The following is a 20,350-nucleotide window of genomic DNA, read 5'->3' as shown; positions in this document are numbered from 1 at the left end:
TTTATGGTTCGCATTTCTGTCATCACCCCTTCTCTCTTTCAACGACTGCGCCCCCATATTCTTCATTTCTCCCGCAGATATGGTGATCGACGGATCACGCATCGGGCCTTGAATTGGATAAAAAAGTTATCAAAGGAAAATATTTCGGAAGGTACGTGGATGGCTGTTGCAGTGGATCAAAAGAAACTGGTCGGTTTTATTCTTTTCGGTCGCTATGGACTGGAAGAGGCATTTATTGTAGTTCATCCCAGCTACCGACGGCGAAACGTGGGCGAATCTCTGTTACAACGTGCACTGGATTCTCTGGATCGCGTCTATACCCGTGTCGCCTATGACAATATTCCCAGCCTAAAGCTCTGTTTTAAATCCGGGCTGGTCGCATTTCAGTTGACTACCGGACCCACTGGAAAACCTACACTCTGCTTGGGTGGCGGCAATTGGGATGTGGAAGAGTTTAAAGAGTCAAACCGTGAATAACCCGCTATGGCGGATTGAGGTTCATGACAAAGTAGGGGGAGGGGAATTTCCGTCCCCGCAGCTCTTACCTCCGCAAAGAGGTGAATGGTCCTCCCCTTAACTTTGTCAGCATTCTCAACCCCGCTATAGCGGGGTTTAACATTTGAAGAAACCCCTCAGCAAAAAGAATGGACTGGAAAAATCTCCTCCCCTGGGGACAACGGATTCACTCATAAAAACCTGCGCACGCATTTTTTCCCATTATAGGAGAATTGCACCGGTTTATCCTGAATAATTGTTTCAATATGGACGGTTCGCCCCCATAAATGATAGACATGGGGCAAGGTTTTTTCAATATACTTGATATCCAGTTCCAGCCCCTCATACCGGTGTTTCAGATAGAGTTCCCCATTTCTTTTGTGATCCCCGTCCTCCACAACAATATACGGATGTCCTCCGTTGATCCGGCTGGCAATCAGTTGATCCCGTACGTTCTCCCAATGTTTGCTTGTTACCGTCCACTCATTGCCTGTCCGTTCAAAGACATAGAGATCCAGCCTTTCCACCAATTCTTCCGTCAAATAATTGCGGATAAAGGATGTATCCATATCCATTTCCCGAACTTCAAATATTTTTTCTCTTCCTTTTCCCGGTTCCCTGCCGTATTGCTCCTGCTCTTTTGGTGTGGGATGGTTCCAGCGTTGTTCAATGTCCTCAAACATCTTCAATCCCAGATAATAAGGATTGATTGAGGTAGATGAAGGTTGAATCACGGAAGCATTCAGCTTGGCAAATTCCAGGGATTCCGCTTCTGAAAGATCCAATTCCCTCAGGATTCGAATGTGCCAATAGGAAGCCCAACCTTCATTCATGATTTTCGTCTCCATCTGCGGCCAAAAATAAAGCATCTCTTCCCGTAAAATGGTCAGGATATCCTGTTGCCAATCCTCCAAGACGCGGTTGTGCTCCATCACAAATCGCAACAAATCCTTGGTTGGCTCTTTTGGAAGCGTTTCCTGCCAGGGTGAAGACAACATACCCTGTTCATTATCATGATCCAGCCTCCAAAGATCATCATACGGCGTATTTTGGGATTGTTCCGATCTCTTTGTCCTGTGTTCTTTTGGATGAATCACACTGGGATCTACATGTTCCTGTACAGCCAACACACTGTCCAGAAACTTTTCCACACGCTCTTTTCCATATTTCAATTCATACTGACGGATTCGTTCCGCACTTAGAGCCATGCTCTCCACCATATCCCTGGAAGTCCGGGAAAATCGGGCATTGTTCTTGAAGAAATCACAATGAGCCAACACATGAGCAACAATCAATTTGTTTTGAATCAAACTGTTTCCTTCCAACAAAAATGCGTAACAGGGATTGGAGTTAATCACCAGTTCATAAATCCGGCTCAGATTGAAATCGTATTGCAGCTTCATTTTATGAAAGGCTTTTCCAAAACTCCAATGGGAAAAACGGGTTGGCATTCCGTAAGCTCCAAAGGTATATATAATATCAGCGGGACAGATCTCGTATCGCATTGGATAAAAATCCAATCCAAACCCTTTGGCGATCTCCGTAATCTCGGCAATGGCATACTCCAGCCCTTTGGTTGGATCGCTCATTTCGCTCTCTCCTTCCCCAGACCTTCTTCTTAAGCATATTCTCCAAGGAGTAAAAATTGTTCATTTACTGTTACGAGCCAACTCAATGGCCTCCACTAAGCTTCTGTTGGTCTGTTAACTTCCGGAAACGGTTGAAACCATGGCTTTGTCGGTTTTTATCCGGTTTCAGCTATAACATTTGGTGTATTTTGACTTCGAATAAACTCGGCTTTTATAGTAATATGGAAGTTGTATGGCTATGGAATCGTATTTTTTGATATATTCTCCACCTGATTCCATTCAATTCAAAAAAATTTAATTGTTGCGAGGTGACCTTATGACTGTGTTGGAAGGACTTATCGGTCAGATCAATAGTATTCTCTGGGACTACCTCCTAATCTACCTTTTGATCGGGCTTGGACTATGGTTTACCATCCGAAGCCGTTTCGTCCAGTTTCGGTTGATCGGGGAAATGGTTCGTCTCCTGGGAGGAAAAGCAGAAACCAAAACCGATAAAAAAGGGGTTTCTTCCTTTCAGGCGTTCTGCATCAGCTTGGCATCACGCGTAGGAACGGGAAACCTGGCAGGGGTCGCCTTTGCCATCTCCGTCGGCGGACCGGGTGCTGTCTTTTGGATGTGGCTCATCGCCCTGTTGGGAGCCGCCTCTGGATTTGTGGAAAGTACATTGGCCCAGATCTATAAGGTGAAAGATGGAGATACCTTCCGTGGCGGTCCGGCCTATTATATGGAAAAAGCGTTAAACAAACGTTGGATGGGGGTTCTTTTCTCCATTTTGATTACGCTTTGCTTTGGATTGGTATTTAACTCGGTACAAGCGAATACCATCGCCCTGGCTTATGAACCCTTCGGTATGGATCGGATGATGATGGGACTGATTCTAGCCGCCGTTGTAGCTGTTATCATCTTTGGGGGTGTGAAACGGATTGCCCAAACGGCCCAAGTCATTGTTCCCATTATGGCTGTTCTGTATATCCTGTTGGCCTTTTATATTCTTGTGAAAAACTTCTCTCAAATCCCTGATGTTTTGGCTCTCATCTTTAACAGTGCGTTTGGTCTAAAAGAAGTAGCAGGCGGCGGAATTGGTGTCGCGTTAAGCGAAGGAATTAAACGCGGTCTTTTTTCCAATGAAGCCGGGATGGGAAGCGCCCCCAATGCTGCCGCTACAGCAAATGTCAGTCATCCGGTAAAACAGGGGTTGATTCAAACGCTTGGTGTTTTCACCGACACCCTGATTATTTGTAGCAGCACTGCATTTATTATCCTCTTATCCGGGCAGCATGCTTCTTCTAGTGACGGAATCCAACTCACCCAAGATGCATTGGCAACGCAAGTGGGGTCATGGGCCGGTGTATTTGTGGCTGTCGCCATTTTGCTGTTTGCTTTTAGTTCCTTGATTGGAAACTACTATTATGGAGAAACCAATATCGAGTTTATCAACACCCATAAAGGTTGGCTCACCGCATACCGCCTAGCTGTTCTTGGGATGATTATTTTTGGCGCTGTAACCAAAATCAATATTGTATGGAGCCTGGCAGATGTATTCATGGGTTCCATGGCTTTGTTAAACCTGATTGCCATTGCCCTTTTAGGACCCATCGCCTTCGCCGCTCTCAAAGATTATCTGCGACAGAAAAAAGAAGGAAAAGATCCGGTCTTTCATGTAACCAACATTCCCCATTTGAAAAATGTAGAATGTTGGGATACAGATGAATCGGAAAACAAAAACAAACAGGCCCAGGCTTGACGCCATTAAACAAAAAGCGCTCCTATAAACGGGAGCGCTTTTATCGTCGCTACTTTTTTTCTGCCAACCAGCCGGCCAGGTTTTTCCGCTCTTTTGGATCAAGGGATACTTGGGCAGGCATGGAGCCAATCCCGCCTTGAATAATCGTCTCAATCTTTTTGGCGGAGTACTTACTGCCCACTTTCTGCAAGCTGGGTCCCTGAGCCCCTTCCAAATCCTGACCGTGACACCCCATACAATTGCTCTGGTAACTCGCTTCCGCTTTCGCTGCATCCACTGTTATCGTTTCATTGCTTTCCCCTTGCGAGGAGTCCGTCTGTGAACCTTGGGAACAACCAACGACTGTTATCGCAACAACCGAAGTCAAAACCACACCTTTCCAACCCGATCGATTCACCTATCTCCCTCCTTCACTTCTATGATGCAAAAAAAAAGCACCCACCAGCACGTGTCCTTCTGAAAATTATGTGAAGAACAGGCAATGGGTGGGTTACTGCCGAAATGGATGCCAAGGTCCTGATTTCCCTTCATAGATGATCTCTAACCGGGGAATGAATCGTCGATAGTGATCCAAATTCGACAGTGGGGGCACACGGGGTCGTTCTTTGCCCATGATTCGAATCGCTCCGACATCCTGTGGATGAACACTCAGACGGACTCCCAGAAATCGGTCACCATTTCGCTTCCATTCACGGATTTCCTCCGTTAAGGAAAGGGAAACCCAATACCGATGGTAAGGATAGCGGGAATCAAGAGAAAATGCGATCTCTTTTTCATGAACTGATACCACTCGTTCTGATTCCTGATCCGGTTGTATGATTTCGTACCGAAGACGCGGATTTCCTTCGGGTTTGGACAGCAGATAAAGATTTAGTTTCGCCGATACCAACTCCAAGGCGGAGGCATTTTCATCCATTAAATCAAACCAAAGGCAAGCCTGAGATTGTAGCCTGGAAGCCGTTTTCCGACTGATCTCCAACCATGATATCTTGTGTGAGTGTGTGGAATCAATTTGATAAGGACGGATCTCCTGCTTCAAACGGGACGAAAGGGAATAGACACGTTTTCCTTTTCGCTTGGAATCCAGCATCTCCGTAACAATCTTATTCATGGTTTGAATACGATGACGGTAAGTGTGTTGTTGGTATACATTTGTTTGTCCGTTCTTGGCGATTCTTTTCCGTTCTTGGGGATGGCTTAGATAGTGCCGCACCAATCTTGCGGTTTCTTCCGGACTCTGTGTGGTGACCAGGTGGGTTCCGGGCTGAAAATGGTGCAAAACCGCCGGTGTATGGGGAGCCAACAGAAACCCCCCGCTCCCCATACACTCCCAGGTCCGGCGGCTTAATATACAGGAATCATTCTGGATGCCCAGCACCACCTTGGCGGATGCATACACCTTGGGAACATCCCGGTACGGTATCGCTCCCCGGATCACCTGTTTGGGAAGGGAGAAGGGAAGATATCGTCTTCCTTCTTCCCATCCCTCACCCCAGATGGATAATGGATACCCCTGTTTGATTACAGGCTCCAACAACAGACGGAGGCTGTTGATTCTGTCACAATCCATCGTGCTATTGGAGAAGTTGGCTACCAATGCAATATCCGATTGATAATCCATCCAGTACTCATCGCTTCGATGGATGCGGGGGTTACAGGCAAAAGGGAGATAGTAGGCAGGAACACCTGTTTCCCGATAGGTTGCGGAAGCACCCAGTGCATGGGTAAATACGACATCCGGCCGTCCTGTCTCAACCATATACATTCCCCAAATATCTGTGTGAAGGGGGTCTTCAAAGGACCAGAATACATGAAGACTGCCAGTCTCATGACAATATTGCCGAATCGCATTTAAATAATCATCCTGATGAAACGGACTCCAGCCACTGGTTAATATGACATCCGGTTGGTGCTCCTTTAAATGCTGAACCCATGCTTTGGGAGAGAGATCCGATTTGGGAAGTATCAATGGAATTCCGTTCGCCTCAAATCCGGAAGGAATCGTTTCAACATAGGCGGGGAGTTTTTCCAAGTAAGCCCATTTCAATGTGACTCCCTCCTGTTTTGCTTTCTACTCCACTTGCATAAACCGATCCCGGTAATGAACAAAGACCGATTGATAGGGCTTTAAGTCCCGGATCATTTCCTCCATTTCGTCTTGTAGGGGGAGCGAAGCACCATCGGGTAACAAATCCTGTAAAAACCCTTCATTTTTCATCTCCATCTGATGGGTTTCATTTTCCTTTCTCGGATTGGGCAAATGCGTCACTTCCGTCTGAATCCCCTGGTTGCCAGTCGCTTTCTGAATCGCCTCCGCCAGTTCTTTGGGACTGGCCAAAACGGTCATCTGATTATACACCTTCATGGTCTTATGCCGGGGGAGTTCGACTGCCTTCACCAAGGAACGTACCGCATCTTCCAGTGAAATCATCGGTTTTCTCTGCTCCCCTTTTCCATAAAGGGTGATGGGGTGTCCCGCCAATGCCTGTGCACAAAAGCGATTGGCTACCACTCCAAAGTAAAAGTCAAAGTCAAAGCGGGTTGCCAGGTCCGGGTCCAAGCGGGTTTCTTTCGTACCTGTACCAAATACAATCGCTGTACGAACATCTGTGACCGTTAGTTCCCATAACCGGGATGCTAGGGAAAGGTTATTGATATCGTGCATTTTACTCATGTGATACCATGAAGTCGCCAACCCCGGATACGGAAGGAGATCCATTCCCTGATCGGTTTTCACTTCGATATAACCTTCCGGAATCGGAAAATTGGGAGCCCCATAGACCCCTGTGGTGGTGGTCTCTACCAGATGTGTATCCTCCTCCATTCCCAGCTCTCTGATTGCCCACAGCAGGTTTCGGCACATGCGATTGTTGTTTTCCTGTGTGAAATTTGCCAACGGTGCATGAACATGGGAATAGGGAGCCGCAGGTTGGGCCGCGGTATGCAAGATCACCCGAGGCCTGAAGGTTTGCAATATCTGACAAACTTTTTCATAGTTTGTTAGATCCTCTTTCACAAATGAAAGGTTGTTCATCCCATGTTTCCGGGCTGATTCCAGCCGTTTCTCCATGGAAGCAATCGGAATCGCACTGACACTCCCGATTTCTTCCACCCATTTGCGACGACCAAAGTGATCCACTCCGACAATCCGTTCATTGGGATAGGTTTTAGACAGTTTTAACATTAACGGCCACCCGACATAGCCATCCGCTCCTGTTACCAGTATCATACTTCTTATCCTCCTTGCATCAATATCCACGGTTTAACGAGTCTGCTTTTGATTGAGCAGTTGATGAATGGTTTCTTTTACAGTCCACATGGGACGGTGATTCAACAATTCTTTTAATCGATGAAGATCACATGTGATATCCTGCGGTTCCCGCTCATGTCCTGTTTGTGCGTTTGGATCCGTAATCACCCGCACCGTTCGGCCTAGCCTTTCTTCTCCGACTTGATTGACCAGCTGAGCCAACTGCCGAATCGAATACGTCTCTTCCCCTGCCAGATTCCAGACCCCTGTAACCGGTGTATCAATCGCCTGAAGATATGCTTCAATCGCATCCTCCAAGTGGATAAAGTTGCGCACTTGCTTTCCGGAGCCATGAATACGGATCTCCCGGTTTTCCAACAGGGACCGGCAGAATGCTTCCAAAACCGTACGTTTGGAAACCAGTCCTTTCCCGCATATATTGGACTGGCGGAAAATGATGGTGTCAAGCGTTCCTTTTCTCTGTTCTGCCTTCAGAAGTTCTTCCGCCCACCATTTCATCTGTCCATAGTAGTTTTGTGGCTGAATGGTTGTCTCTTCTGTAATCGTCGTGCTGTCCGGATCATAGACGGCAAATGAGGATGGAAAGATGATCTTTTGAACCCCTGCGTTTACACCCTCATCAATCAAATATTTGACTGACAAGACATTGGTCAACAACGCCTCTTTGGGATGATTTTGGCATTGGGTGATATCGCTGATCGCTCCCAGATGAACAATGGTGGTAACTCCCTGAACCATCTCTTTTACATCTGTCAACGATGTGAAGTCTTTTTCCCATACCGGAGAGTCATTCACCTTCCGAAGAGTTCCAGTTGTAAAGTTATCTACAGCACGGACGGGTTTCTTTTTGCGGGATAAAGCGTGAACCAGAGCTGACCCCATATATCCTGCCGCACCCGTTACCAAGATCATTGCTTCATCACCTTCTTCGTTTAAGGGATACGAATATAAAAAATCGTCTGAATGATAATCACAATCGTTGTCGGGGGTCCATATCCCGGTGGAAGAGGTGCCACGATGGTGATAGAGAGATCTGTTGCCGACGTCAACTGTCCTTCAATCATTCCGTCTGCCGTAAAAACCTGTATGGTTTGACCAATAAAATCCTGAAGTCGTTCCCCTATTCGCATTTTTTCATTCCTCCTTACGCTGGATTAACAAATGTGATATTTGCATATGGAACCAGGATGATATCTCCACCTGATTCCAGCTCCACGAAATCCTCACCAACATTGGTAACTTCTCCCGTCACATCTCCAAAAGGGGTAAAGATGGTGACAACATTGTTTAAGAGACTCTGGAAGAGCTCCTGTAAACGCGCAAAATCACCGGCACGGGTCAGCTCCAGCCGTTCCTGTACTTCGGCCATTTGCCTTTCCAGCTCACGTACACGGCACAGCAGATCCAGTAACAACTTCTTACACCAGAAGAAAAATTTTGCTCTCACATTATTCAACCTACCTTTCATTGGAATTCCATTGATTCATAGAATATGTGAGTCGATCGGATGTGGTATGGGTGAAAGTGAAGAAAAGAGCAAAAGCATTGATGGCCTACAAATCTATCCAAAAATAAAAACAAGCCACTGTATCCAGGGCTTGAATGGGTCATGTCTTCGATTTATTCCTTGAACCCGTTCCAAACAGCGGGTTGGTCTATGTTTCTCTTTTTCCGATAGACGATCTCCAGTCGGGGCATAAACCTTCGGTAGTGTACCAATCCGGACAAGGGATGGCCGTGAGGCTTTTCTGTTCCCAAGAGTTGGACCATACCCCGGTCTTCGGGATAAATGAACAGACAAAGACCGATCTCTGAACGCTTCCTTTGAATCCAATCCCTTATCACAGAAGTGAGCATCAACGTAGTCATCTGTTTTCGATATGAATCCCTTTCATTGGCGGGGACCGGAATCGGGACTTCCTGAGACGACTCTTTTGAGATTCTTGGCGTTTGTACGCTTTCCCGATTCCGAGATGAGAGAATGGGAGCACATTGCAGACGGAGATTTCCTTTCGGGCGATTGGCAACAAACAGTTTTAATTCAGCGGAATCGACATCCAGATTGGGATGTCCCTCTTCATGCAGCGGAAACCACAGAAAAACCTTGCAATCGGAGGATTCCGTCCGTTCCACTTTCAAATAAGATCCCTGCACCCTGGGCGTTTGGGGGAAGGTAACTGCCTGCACGGGACGAATTTCCCGTTTTAGCAATGAAGGCAAAAGAAACGAAGTCTTCCCTTTTCTTTTTGTCTCCAAAACCTCGGAGGCGATTTTCTTCATCTCTCTTACCCGATGGGCATAGGTATGGTGTTGATGAACTTCCCTTTGCCCTTGCTTGGCAATTGTTCTTCGCCGGCTTTCCATTTTCAAGTACTGATTGACCAATGTCCGGGTTTCTTCCGGACTTTTACTGGTCACCAGATGTACACCGGGAGTGAAATGCCGGAGGATGGCTGAAGTATGGTTGGTGAGCAGAAATCCACCCGTTCCAAGCGACTCCCATGTTCTTCGCGTCAACAGTTGCTGGTGGTTTTGGATTCCCAAAATGATTTTGGAAGAAGCATAAACATAAGCCACATGATGATAATTTAACGGTCCCCGAATCGATTCATCCGGAATACGAAAGGGAAGCTGCTTCTTTTCTTCCTTCCATCCCTTTCCCCAGATGGTGACGGAACGACCTTCCTTCAATAAAGGCTCCAAAAGAATCCGTAAACTGTGAATACGCCAACTTTCCATGGTTACCATGGAGAAGTTGGCAACCAGCGCAATATCGGATTGAAGCTTCGGTCGAAGCGGTATCGTTCGGTGAATTTTGGGATTGCAGGCAAATGGAAGATAGTACGTTGGAATCCCCATTTGCCGATACATCATTGGCGCATTCAACGCATGGGTAAACACCAGGTCCGGTTTTCCAACCTCCATTACATACGTTCCCCAGGTCTCTGTATGGATTGGATCTTCCGTCGACCAGTAGATATGAAGACGGTTTTTATCCTGACAGTACTGCCGAACCACCTTAAAATAGGGTTCACGCAGAAAGGGAGTCCAACCGCTGGTCAAAACAATATCCGGCTGTGAACGCTTGAAATGTTCCGCCAATCCGCTAGGGGTAAGATTCCATTTGGGAAGCGTCAAGGGAATCTTATTTTCCCGGAAGCCTGAAGGAAGGGTCTCGATATAATGGGGTATTTTTTCCAAATAATACCATTTCATAAGACTCCCCCTAATGTTTATTATCATGAATGGATTGAAGATTCCAAACAGAACGGATCTGTTCAATCATTTTCATCACTTCCCAACCATCCTGCAAAGGAACTTCAGGTTTTTGATTGACTTTCACAATATCAATAAAATGACGCATCTCTTCTTGAAGAGGGTTTTTCGGCAAAATATCCACGGTCCGATGCTCCACTTCATCGGAATACAATCCTTTCCGGGTATATTGATGCAACTGCTGATCTAAAAGGTCAGCTACCCATGTCTGGTCGGTTTCTGTCAGAATGATCTCCCGCTTTTTAAGCGCCCCCGTTCGGACAGCGTGAATCACCGCTGTAAACGGTCGATCAAACTGCACTTGAATCAGTCCATGATCCGCCAGTCCGCGGTTCATCTCTTCAGGGTGTACCACCATTCCAGACCCCAGGATTTTTTGCGGCCGGGCATGCATCCGGGAGGAACATGCCAGCATCAAATCAAGGTCATGTACCATTAAGGCAAGCAAAACATCCACATCCAGATTTTTCTTCAAGGGAACATATCGATAAAATTCCGCCATCACCAACCGGTCCATCCGAACCGATTCCAAAAGCTTCCGAACCACAGGATGAAACCGCTCCACATGCCCCACCTGTACCTGTATTTGATGGGTTTTCGCCAATTGATCAATCGCTTCCGCTTCTTTCAGCGTATGCATAAAAGGCTTTTCAACAAAAACATGGCATCCGCATTGAATGGCATGGGATACCACCTCGTAATGGGCCGTGGTAGGAACACAAACGACAACGGCATCCGATTTCTTTAACAATGGTTCCAACTCAGGGGCAGCAGGAACTCCATACTTTTGTGCAATCCTTTCTGCTTGGGAAGCAAGACGATCATACACACCAACCACTGTCACATCCGGAAATGCAATCAGATGTCGAAGATGATTCTCTCCCATAAACCCGCTTCCGATCAAAGAAACCTGAACATTTGTCCCTTTCATTTTCTTACCTCCTATATTCTCCATTTCTGCTGACTTACATAGGCTGTTAAGGAAAGGAGGATGACGAAGTTGATTCCGTTAATGGATATACGGAGACAACACCAAACATTAAAGAAGGATATTGCAAAAGCAGTGGATCACGTTTTGGAAAGCAGTCGATTTGTTCTTGGTGAACATGTGGAGGCGCTGGAATCAGAAATCGCCAAAACGTGTGGTACCTCTTATGCAGTAGCCGTAAACAGCGGAACGGATGCGTTATTTCTTTCTCTTAGAGCACTGGGGATCGGCAAAGGAGACGAAGTGATCACATCTCCTTACACGTTTTTTGCAACCGTGGAGGCCATCATTCAAACCGGAGCCCAACCGGTATTGGTGGACATCGATCCCCAAACATACAATCTGGACCCGAATCAGGTAGAACAGTCGATTACAGACAACACGAAAGCGATTCTCCCGGTTCATCTCTTTGGATGTCCGGCAGATCTGACTGCTTTGCGTTCCATTGCCCAACAATACCAACTGAAGATGGTGGAGGATGCCTGTCAAGCGATTGGTGCCCGGTTTGCCGGGAAAGGTGTGGGATCTTGGGGAGATACAGGATGTTTTTCTTTTTATCCCACCAAGAATTTGGGCGGAAGCGGTGATGGCGGAATGATTGTCACTTCGGACCCAGAGCTTATGGAAGAAATCCGGTTGCTCCGTTCCCATGGAAGCTATAAAAAGTATCATCACTGTCGATTTGCTTATAACAGCCGTTTAGATGAGATCCAGGCAGCCATTCTCCGTGTAAAAAACCAATATCTCCCTTCGTGGAATCAAAAACGGCGAACACTGGCTCAACGATACAATCAAGCGTTTCAAAAACTTCCGTTAAAACCGCAGTGGATTCCTTCTGAAGCAGAGTCAGTCTATCATCTGTATATTGTTCGCACCTCACAGGCCGAGGCATTAAACAATTGGCTAACCCAATCGGGAATCGGGTGTGGAATCTATTATCCACTCCCCTTGCATCACCAGAAAGCGTGGACCGACCAATACCCAGTCCCAGATCTTCCTCAAGCGGAATCGGTCGCCAATACCACATTGGCACTCCCTCTTTTTCCGGAAATGACGGAATCTGAACAAGAAACCGTGATCCAAGCCGTTACCCGATTCTTTGATAAAGGGGAAAGCCACCATGCAACCATATATTGATCCCCAGGCAAAACTGGGAAATGAATTGGAAATTGGCTGTTTTTCCGTCATTGGTCCCCGTGTGACTATTGGCGATCATGTGAAAATCGGTTCCCATGTGGTGATTCATGAGGGGGTTCACATTGAAGGTCAGGTGGAAATCGGAGATCATACGGTATTGGGAAAACAACCCATTCGAAAGAACATTGAGTCACCCACAACCATCAAAGAAGGAACACAGATTGGCAGTGGATGTATCCTGTATCGGGGAGCGATCATTGGAAAAAACGGTCTGGTTGCAGACTTATCCACCATACGGGAGCGGGTGGAAATCGGAGAAGAGACGGTCATTGGCCGGGGCGCGGCAGTGGAAAATGATACCCGGATCGGTAGTCGGGTAAAAATTGAAACCAATGTTTATATCACAGCTTTTTCAGACATTGGTGATGATGTTTTCATCGCTCCTTGTGTAGTGACATCAAATGACCCTTTTGCCGCCCGATCCCCTCACCCCGTTTCCTTTCAGGGCGTTCGTGTCAAAAAAGGCGGACGAATCGGGGCAGGTGCGGTCATTCTTCCCGGCATTACCATTCATGAAGAAGGATTTGCTGCGGCTGGCAGTGTAGTCACCCATGATGTCACCAGCAAAATGATCGTTAAAGGAGTGCCGGCGAAACCGTTTCGTCCGGTTCCAAAAGAACAATGGCTATCTCCCAAAAAGTCATAGTTTGTCATACAATATGTAAACCAGAATGATTCCGTATAGGTACCGACGGAAAACGAATAAAAAAAGCGGAGAGGAGATCCTCATCAATTTTATCTCCGCTTTTTTTACCCTTAATAAAAATAATTTTTGAAAAAATCAGATTTTAATATTGCAAAAACCGAGTGTATCACCCGGTTTTTTCTGTCCACTTATTTTGCTTTTCTTTGTTTCCGCTGTCTCTGCCGTTCAACAGCTGTCCGATTCAGCTCTTTCTCTTCCTCTGTTTCTGGCAATACCGGCGGGACGGGAATCGGTCGACCATCTTTATCAATGGCTACCATCGTAACAAACGATGTGGCGGTCAATTGCTTTTCTCCACCCGGTCCTTTTTCGGACATCACCTTGACATAAACCTCCATCGATGTTCGCCCTGTCCAGGTAACAAACGCCTCCACATTGATGATATCCCCTTCTTTTACCGGTGAAAGAAAGTCCACCGAGTCGATGGAAGCTGTTACAACCGGACTTCTGGAATGGCGCATGGATGCAATCGCAGCCACTTCATCAATATATGCCATCACTTTTCCGCCAAAAATGGTTCCATGATGATTGGTATCCGGCGGTAATACCAGGGAAGTTCGAATGGTTCGGGATTGCTTTACAGGTACCGGTTTCATTGTATGCCTCCTGTTCCATTGTGACAAAAATCGATGATTGCGTCCAAAGTGCATTGTAACCTTTGTCCTATGGGATGACAACTCAACGACGAATCTCATCCGCCATTGGTATCAATTACCGGATGAAATCTCCTACCAAATAAGGTACCCTTAATAGCGTACAGTAGTACACCCAATCCCCATCAGCCCAGCCAACCATGTAGGTTGAATGGGCTATTTTTTGTTTTTATAAAAACGGCTGACACCGATTCACCTTTCATTTGATACAATGAAAAAGTTTCAAACACTATTCGGGAGGGTTGCTGATCATTGAAAAGGTGGATCATTGCAACACTATTGGGGTTGGCTCTCATCATTACAGGAATTTTAGGATCTCTTTGGTTCTCCGTTTCCCAATATGATGGCACAGCACCCGGTTCCCAATCCCGCGATGCGGCACTGATTCTAGGAGCCGCCATGTGGGGAGACAAACCCAGTTGGGCTTTAGAAGAACGTTTGGAGGTTGCCTTGGATCTGTACAAGCAAAATCAGGTGGACAAACTGATCCTATCCGGCGGGATCGGGGATGATGCAATCTCTGAGGCAGAGGGTATGAAGCGCTATCTGACAGAGCGGGGAGTGGATCAGGACGATCTGATTCTTGAAGATCAATCCACCAGCACTGAAGAAAACGTCCGATTCTCCAGATCGCTTATGAAAAAGAACCATATTCAGGACATCTATGTCGTCACCCATGACTATCACATGCACCGGGCACTCCATTACGCCCAAGAGATGAAGATCAATGCCCACCCCGCTCCGGCTCATTCCCGTGTACTGTTTACGCCCTATTGGAAGGCACGGGAATGTTTGGCCTTGATCAAAGAAGCAATTATTTGATAGAGGACTTCCGAAATTCATGAGCAAGCAACCCCATCAGGATCACATCATTGGAATAACGCTTCCCTGCGTACCCCTTCTCGCTGAAAACCTAAACGTTCATAGGCGCGAATGGCCCGTTCATTGAGTATTCGTATATCTTACAAACTGTAACACGCAGAGAGAAAATTGTGGCTCGGTATCCCCCTTGTGGGGATACCGAGCCACGCTACCTTTCATCTTACGATTTATATTTTCCGTTCACGTATGTTAGCAAAATGTTTGCAAACAGGACAATACAAAACGAAAACCCCTGAAAAAACAGGGATTTTAAACTTATCATCCGATACGTTATTATTATCGGAAAAACAAAAAAGAGGGTTAATCTCCCCCTATGGAGTCGCATTTGAAGAATTACAACGAGAGGTTAACAAATCCTTTACCATACACCCATTTTTTATTACTGCAACAATATGATCCGGATTCTCTAACGACTGAATATCCGCGATCGGATCGGTCTTGGAAATGACGATGTCCGCCAATTTCCCGCTTTCAACCGTCCCCAGACGGTCCTCCCAGCCCAGGCAATCAGCCGCCGTCTTGGTAGCAGCAACAATCGCTTCCATAGGATGCATTCCCGCCTGACACATCAGACTTAGTTCCCGCAGATTGATTCCATGGGGAACGACACCGGCATCTGTTCCCATAGATATTTTTACCCCGGCTTGATAAGCCTTGGCAAAGCTTTCGCAGTGTATATCCACCACTTCCTGTGCTTTTCGCAAGGCATGGGCAGGTATATTCCCGCTTTCCTTTCCAACCTCCAGCACCCCGACACCCGCAATCAATGTCGGAACCAGATAAGTTCCGTTTTCCACCATTAACTCAATCGCTTCATCATCCAAAAAAATGCCGTGCTCAATTGAGTGCACGCCTGCCCGGACAGCGTTTTTGACCCCTTCCAACCCCTGTGCATGCGCCATTACTTTCGCTCCTCGCCGAAAAGCCGCTTCCTCGACCATCACCGAAAGTTCTTCCAGGGAAAACTGTGTAAACTCAGGATGATCTGTCGGACTCATAATCCCACCCGTAGCATGAACTTTAATCAGATCCGCTCCGGAACGCAGCACTTCTCTCACCTTTTGACGAACCTGTTCGCGACCATCACAGATCCCATCCGGCATCGTCGGATAAGTCATACACTCCGTAACATCAAGCCCTGAACGCAACCAAAAGTCACCATGACCCCCAGTGATCGTGAGCGGCGTGACACTGATCTGCATCCGCGGTCCCAGGACCCACCCTCTCTCCACCGCTTCTTTCACTCCCACATCCGTATATCCGGCATCCCTTACCGATGTAATCCCCACATCAATCGTACGTTTCATATGCTGGATCGCTTGATAAAACTTCAACGAAAACGGTGCGGACATTAACTCCTGATGATAATTGCCACTCATCATCATATGAACATGCGAATCAATAAAACCCGGAAGGATAAACCCTCCCTGAGCATCGATCACATTAACTTTCTCATTTGGCAACTTCATATCATTCCATCGGCCCACCCATTTAATCCGCTTCTCTTGAATCAATACCGCTGCATCCGAAATCGGAGGGCCTCCGTTTCCATCAATCAACGTTCCATTCTTCACCAATAGATAAGCCAATGCTCTCACTCCCTGAAATGATTTTATCAAGTAACAATATTATTAATCTTTCTCTAATGATATCTTACCAATCATTTCAATATATTTTTATGCTGATTCTATGATTATCCGATATAAGAGGATACAAAAACACCGGTTTCCTTTTGTAATCACCGGTGTTTTTTCGAGCGCTTCGTTTGCCGCAAGGTGCAAAAACGGACCGCTTTTCTCCTCTGTGTAGGTCCTGTTATATGCTGTTAATCACTTTCTTCCAATGATCCGCCCATCAACTCTCCCAAATCTTCCTGAAACTCTTTCCAACAATGACGACAGATTTGATAGCCTTCTTCGCGAGCCGTTTCAATATGTACCTGTCGCGCTTTTCGGTCACCCTTCATAATCGCACTGGATACAGGACAATCATCATCTTTTAAATGAATGGTTTCTCCATGTTCGGTTACCCAACCATATTCACCGGTGTGCAATGATCCAACCTCCCTGTATTCTTTCTAAAAAATATTCTATCATAATCATATAAAATCATGTTAAAACATTTCGTTAAAAATAAAAAACACCCTGATGGGTGCTCAAGGTTTCTTTTTGTACCCTGCCTCTTCTGCATCCTCTGCATTCCAAAAGAAAATCCGTTGTTCAAGAGGAATGTCCGGATAATCCACTGGTTCTACATACTCCTTTGTTTCAAAATTGCCTACATATTTATTCGGCTCTCGGTTTCCCACCCGCAATCGAAACTCAAACGGCATTTCCTCCAAAGGACCATCGGGATTCCAGATTCCACGACCTTCTTTTCGGGCTTGCTGTAACGCTTCCCGAAATGCCTGAAACCGGTCCACATTGGGATAGATAAAGTAGGGAACCGCATACCCCTGGCGAACCATCTCCTCATTGATATCCTGATTCTCTACTTCCAGATAAGCCAGTAACCGACCATAGTCATCTTTTTTCTCTTGACCCAAAACGACTTGAACATCTGTTCCTTCAGGAAGACGCTTCTTGAGATAATCGGTGGCTTCCACTCCATACTTTCCCTGACTTTTCCCTTGATAGTTGACTTCTGGAGCATCCATCGAGAGCATTCGGACTTTGGTGGAACCCAAAACCGGCTCTTTGAGATGAACGGTATCCCCATCCACCACTCGATCAATCTGGGAAGAATAACGATGTTTCCGGTCCTCATCCGCAGGACTCTTTTCAGATGAATCCGGCGAAGGAGACAGATCGGTACAACCAACCAATGACAAACAGGCCAACACCAACGATAAAACACCCACTCGCCTCATCCTTCTCCCTCCCTCTCTTCACTCCTCCTAGCCAACACTTCGTTCCATCGAACTCATATACCTTTCTCAGAGTATATTTGATATGGTTATATTGAAATTCTTAACGGAAAAATATCTGACTCTTCAAACCTTTAACTATATGTACCCCTTTCCCACCCATTCTTAAAACCCATCATATGGAGGAAAGAAACCATGTCAGCAAAACTCTTGCTCGTTGATGACGAAGAAGAAATTCTTCAATTATTAAAGGTTGTCCTTACAAAAGAAGGCTTTACAGATCTTCATACGGCCTCCTCAGCCACAGAAGCTTTAAAAAAGGCACAACAACTCTCTCCCGACCTCATCATTTTGGATGTGATGCTTCCTGATGGAGAAGGGTTTGACCTCTGTCAACAAATGCGACGTTTTTCTACGGTACCCATTCTCTTTTTAACTGCACGGGGAAACGACCTTGACAAGCTGATGGGACTGGGGATTGGAGGAGATGACTATATCACCAAGCCCTTTAACCCTCTGGAAGTGGCAGCTCGCGTGAAGGTTCACTTACGACGACAGCATCAGTGGGCCCATGCTGTGACAGAGTCTGCCCCTGTGGTCCATGCCTTCGGCCCGGTACGTATTATCGAATCAGAAGGAAAGCTGGAAGTAAATGGGCAGGATGTTCCATGTCCAGCCAGGGAGTTTCAATTATTAACCTATCTCGCCAAACATCCCAACCGGCTTTTCAGTAAATCTCAACTCTATGAATACGTGTGGGGAGAAGAAAGCATGGGCGATGATAATACGGTGATGGTCCATATTCGCCGTCTGCGGGAAAAGATTGAACCCAATCCCTCACAGCCACGTTATTTAATCACCGTACGCGGATTGGGATATAAACTGGTTCCATCCGGAGATGACAAGCGATGATCAGCCTAAAAACGCGATTGACCATACGGTTTTTACTGTTACTGATCGCCTGTCTTCTCACCGTTCCTCTCTCCTATCTTATGACGGTGATCATCTACAATGTCTATTATGAAGGGGGAAACAACGAGACCTATCAGGACAATTTCTACGTCGGCGACTGGTTGCGAGAAATCGTCAATGAGACAACCTACAAACAGGAAAAGGCACAGGTTTCCCCCGCCGTCATAAAGCAACTCAAAGAGCGAAATGCCTGGTTACAAATATTGGATCACCAAGGAAGGGAAATCTATCGGTTCGGTGTGCCCCCATCGTGGCCGAAGCGGCTGACCGCAGGACAATTGGCCGAGGAAGAAGCAATGGATCGAGGTTTGTCTACCTGGCATGCCCCCAAAAATGGAGAAGATCTGACTTGGGTACTTCGACTCCAATCCTATATCCATTTAAAATATATGGCTCAAGATGTAAAAAGAAACGGCGAATCGCTTCAACTCCCCCAACAATGGAAAAACCGCCTGCAAAAAGAGAAGGCATGGGTTCAGGTATTAAATGACAAAGGAAAAGAGATCTACCAATTTCATCGCCCCGCCAATCAACCGACACAACTGAGTCCTGGAAAGTTATTGGAAAAGAAACAAATTTTATCGGAAGATTCCCGAAGCCAAATATGGTATGACCCAGATCATAAAGAAACATGGATTTATGGCGTGAATGAAATCGATTTCAAAGAAAAGCTCATTGAAATCGGTCAAATGGGAACCACCGGGATGATGCTGATCTGGATCATCGTTGTCTCCTGGTGGTATGGAAGACAACTGGGGAAACCCTTACTCCATATCATGGGCTGGATTCAATCCCTCGCGCGGGGAGCATATATAGAACCGACTGATAGGGACGGATCGCTCCCAAGCCGTAACACAGATGGAAAACTTACACGCCCCTATCGCATCTACCGGGATGTGATCGAGGCAATGGATCATCTGACCAAAACCCTAAAACAGTCGGAAGTGGAACGCAAACGTCTGGAAACGACACGGGAAGAGTGGATCACCGGAGTTTCCCATGATATGAAGACACCCTTATCCTCCGTCAAGGGCTACGCTACCCTGTTGGAGACCGAACATTATCAATGGACAGCGGATGAAGTGCGCTCCCATGCCCGTGTCATCCGGGAAAAGTCAGAACATATGGAGCGGCTGTTGGAAGATCTCAACCTTACCTATCGGTTAAAAAATGATGTACTCCCGCTTAGCAAAGAACCAACTCAGGTTAAAGAGTTGGTTCGCCGGGTGGCTGTAGATCTGGCCAACCATAAGCTGGCCAAACAGGCGGAAATCCAATTTCACGCCCCGGAAGGGGAACGTCTTCTCTATCCATTGGACCCCCATTGGTTTAAACGAGCCATCGATAACATGGCGATCAATGCTTTGGTACATAATCCCCCCAATACCCAAGTGATATTGGAAGTCAAGGGGGATTCATTCCAGCAAGAACCATCTGTTTTGTATCCCGGCATTTATATCCGCATCCGGGACAATGGACATGGCATGGATGAAGAAACCCAACAAAACCTTTTTAAGCGCTATTATCGTGGCACACACACCCATACCTCGGAAGGAACCGGACTGGGACTGGCGATCGCAGAACAACTGATTCGGGCTCACGGCGGTTCCATCAATGTACATTCGGTTCAGGACAAAGGAACGACCATGGAAATCTATCTCCCTCCCCTTCAAAATTAAGCTTCTGTTAAGATCCTGTTTCACTGGCATAT

General features: G+C 46.5%; 20 protein-coding genes. 7 read left to right on the top strand and 13 right to left on the bottom strand.

All coding sequences use genetic code 11. The annotated features are described in order from the left end of the window. Positions 1-3: 3 nt before the first annotated feature. Positions 4-477: a GNAT family N-acetyltransferase gene (locus tag FN782_RS00410; protein WP_142503801.1), complete on the top strand. Its 474-nt coding sequence runs from the start codon at positions 4-6 to the stop codon at positions 475-477. 209 nt (positions 478-686) lie between these two features. Here the strand turns inward: FN782_RS00410 and FN782_RS00405 are convergent, their stop codons facing one another. Beyond that, a complete protein-coding gene (locus FN782_RS00405) occupies positions 687-2,084 on the bottom strand; it encodes a SpoVR family protein (protein ID WP_142503800.1) in 1,398 nt (465 codons plus the stop codon). A gap of 316 nt (positions 2,085-2,400) precedes the next feature. Between FN782_RS00405 and FN782_RS00400 the strand changes: the two genes are divergently transcribed. Beyond that, positions 2,401-3,828 (top strand): alanine/glycine:cation symporter family protein, encoded by a 1,428-nt coding sequence (locus tag FN782_RS00400; protein WP_142503799.1) that lies wholly within the window; start codon positions 2,401-2,403, stop codon positions 3,826-3,828. Positions 3,829-3,877: 49 nt separating this feature from the next. Here the strand turns inward: FN782_RS00400 and FN782_RS00395 are convergent, their stop codons facing one another. The 8 genes from FN782_RS00395 to FN782_RS00360 form a co-directional block, all read right to left on the bottom strand. Then, on the bottom strand, positions 3,878-4,225 hold the full coding sequence (locus FN782_RS00395; RefSeq protein WP_142503798.1) for a c-type cytochrome: 348 nt from the start codon (positions 4,223-4,225) through the stop codon (positions 3,878-3,880). A 93-nt stretch (positions 4,226-4,318) separates the two neighbouring features. Further along, entirely contained in the window at positions 4,319-5,875 is a 1,557-nt protein-coding gene (locus FN782_RS00390) for a glycosyltransferase family protein (protein WP_142503797.1), read from the bottom strand. 24 nt (positions 5,876-5,899) lie between these two features. Further along, positions 5,900-7,057 (bottom strand): NAD-dependent epimerase/dehydratase family protein, encoded by a 1,158-nt coding sequence (locus FN782_RS00385; RefSeq protein WP_142503796.1) that lies wholly within the window; start codon positions 7,055-7,057, stop codon positions 5,900-5,902. 33 nt (positions 7,058-7,090) lie between these two features. After that, on the bottom strand, positions 7,091-8,011 hold the full coding sequence (locus tag FN782_RS00380; protein WP_142503795.1) for an NAD-dependent epimerase/dehydratase family protein: 921 nt from the start codon (positions 8,009-8,011) through the stop codon (positions 7,091-7,093). 20 nt (positions 8,012-8,031) lie between these two features. Next, a complete protein-coding gene (locus FN782_RS00375) occupies positions 8,032-8,229 on the bottom strand; it encodes an LSm family protein (RefSeq protein ID WP_142503794.1) in 198 nt (65 codons plus the stop codon). Between the two features lie 14 nt (positions 8,230-8,243). Further along, on the bottom strand, positions 8,244-8,546 hold the full coding sequence (locus tag FN782_RS00370) for a DUF2642 domain-containing protein (RefSeq protein ID WP_185955943.1): 303 nt from the start codon (positions 8,544-8,546) through the stop codon (positions 8,244-8,246). A gap of 173 nt (positions 8,547-8,719) precedes the next feature. Further along, positions 8,720-10,315: a CgeB family protein gene (locus FN782_RS00365; protein WP_185955942.1), complete on the bottom strand. Its 1,596-nt coding sequence runs from the start codon at positions 10,313-10,315 to the stop codon at positions 8,720-8,722. Positions 10,316-10,325: 10 nt separating this feature from the next. Continuing rightward, the gene (locus FN782_RS00360; RefSeq protein WP_185955941.1) at positions 10,326-11,306 is read right to left on the bottom strand and encodes a Gfo/Idh/MocA family protein; all 981 of its coding nucleotides are present in this window, start codon (positions 11,304-11,306) and stop codon (positions 10,326-10,328) included. A gap of 60 nt (positions 11,307-11,366) precedes the next feature. Here FN782_RS00360 and FN782_RS00355 point away from each other — a divergent pair, with 60 nt between their 5' ends. Together FN782_RS00355 and FN782_RS00350 are read left to right on the top strand one after the other, a co-directional pair. Continuing rightward, entirely contained in the window at positions 11,367-12,500 is a 1,134-nt protein-coding gene (locus FN782_RS00355) for a DegT/DnrJ/EryC1/StrS family aminotransferase (RefSeq protein ID WP_142503790.1), read from the top strand. Continuing rightward, positions 12,484-13,206, top strand: coding sequence for an acyltransferase (locus tag FN782_RS00350; RefSeq protein ID WP_142503789.1), 723 nt, complete (start codon positions 12,484-12,486; stop codon positions 13,204-13,206). The genes FN782_RS00355 and FN782_RS00350 overlap by 17 nt, the downstream gene beginning before the upstream one ends. 188 nt (positions 13,207-13,394) lie before the next feature. Here the strand turns inward: FN782_RS00350 and FN782_RS00345 are convergent, their stop codons facing one another. After that, entirely contained in the window at positions 13,395-13,862 is a 468-nt protein-coding gene (locus FN782_RS00345) for an acyl-CoA thioesterase (RefSeq protein ID WP_142503788.1), read from the bottom strand. Positions 13,863-14,171: 309 nt separating this feature from the next. On the opposite strand from FN782_RS00345, the gene FN782_RS00340 reads away from it, so the two are divergent. Further along, the gene (locus FN782_RS00340; protein WP_142503787.1) at positions 14,172-14,741 is read left to right on the top strand and encodes a YdcF family protein; all 570 of its coding nucleotides are present in this window, start codon (positions 14,172-14,174) and stop codon (positions 14,739-14,741) included. A 371-nt stretch (positions 14,742-15,112) separates the two neighbouring features. Here FN782_RS00340 and FN782_RS00330 read toward each other — a convergent pair whose 3' ends face one another. From FN782_RS00330 to FN782_RS00320, 3 genes are all read right to left on the bottom strand, one after another. Continuing rightward, positions 15,113-16,390 (bottom strand): metal-dependent hydrolase family protein, encoded by a 1,278-nt coding sequence (locus tag FN782_RS00330; RefSeq protein WP_142503786.1) that lies wholly within the window; start codon positions 16,388-16,390, stop codon positions 15,113-15,115. A gap of 236 nt (positions 16,391-16,626) precedes the next feature. Then, complete coding sequence (locus FN782_RS00325; protein ID WP_142503785.1) at positions 16,627-16,854, bottom strand: hypothetical protein; 228 nt, start codon at positions 16,852-16,854, stop codon at positions 16,627-16,629. Between the two features lie 102 nt (positions 16,855-16,956). Beyond that, positions 16,957-17,670 (bottom strand): thermonuclease family protein, encoded by a 714-nt coding sequence (locus FN782_RS00320; RefSeq protein ID WP_142503784.1) that lies wholly within the window; start codon positions 17,668-17,670, stop codon positions 16,957-16,959. A 192-nt stretch (positions 17,671-17,862) separates the two neighbouring features. On the opposite strand from FN782_RS00320, the gene FN782_RS00315 reads away from it, so the two are divergent. Together FN782_RS00315 and FN782_RS00310 are read left to right on the top strand one after the other, a co-directional pair. Beyond that, positions 17,863-18,579: a response regulator transcription factor gene (locus FN782_RS00315; protein WP_142503783.1), complete on the top strand. Its 717-nt coding sequence runs from the start codon at positions 17,863-17,865 to the stop codon at positions 18,577-18,579. Continuing rightward, positions 18,576-20,318: a sensor histidine kinase gene (locus tag FN782_RS00310; RefSeq protein WP_142503782.1), complete on the top strand. Its 1,743-nt coding sequence runs from the start codon at positions 18,576-18,578 to the stop codon at positions 20,316-20,318. Before FN782_RS00315 ends, FN782_RS00310 begins: the two co-directional genes overlap by 4 nt. Positions 20,319-20,350 lie beyond the last annotated feature (32 nt).

The sequence above is a fragment of the Melghirimyces algeriensis genome, from assembly GCF_900182565.1.
Taxonomy (GTDB): domain Bacteria; phylum Bacillota; class Bacilli; order Thermoactinomycetales; family DSM-45169; genus Melghirimyces; species Melghirimyces algeriensis.
This window is presented reverse-complemented; position numbering and strand designations above follow the sequence as displayed.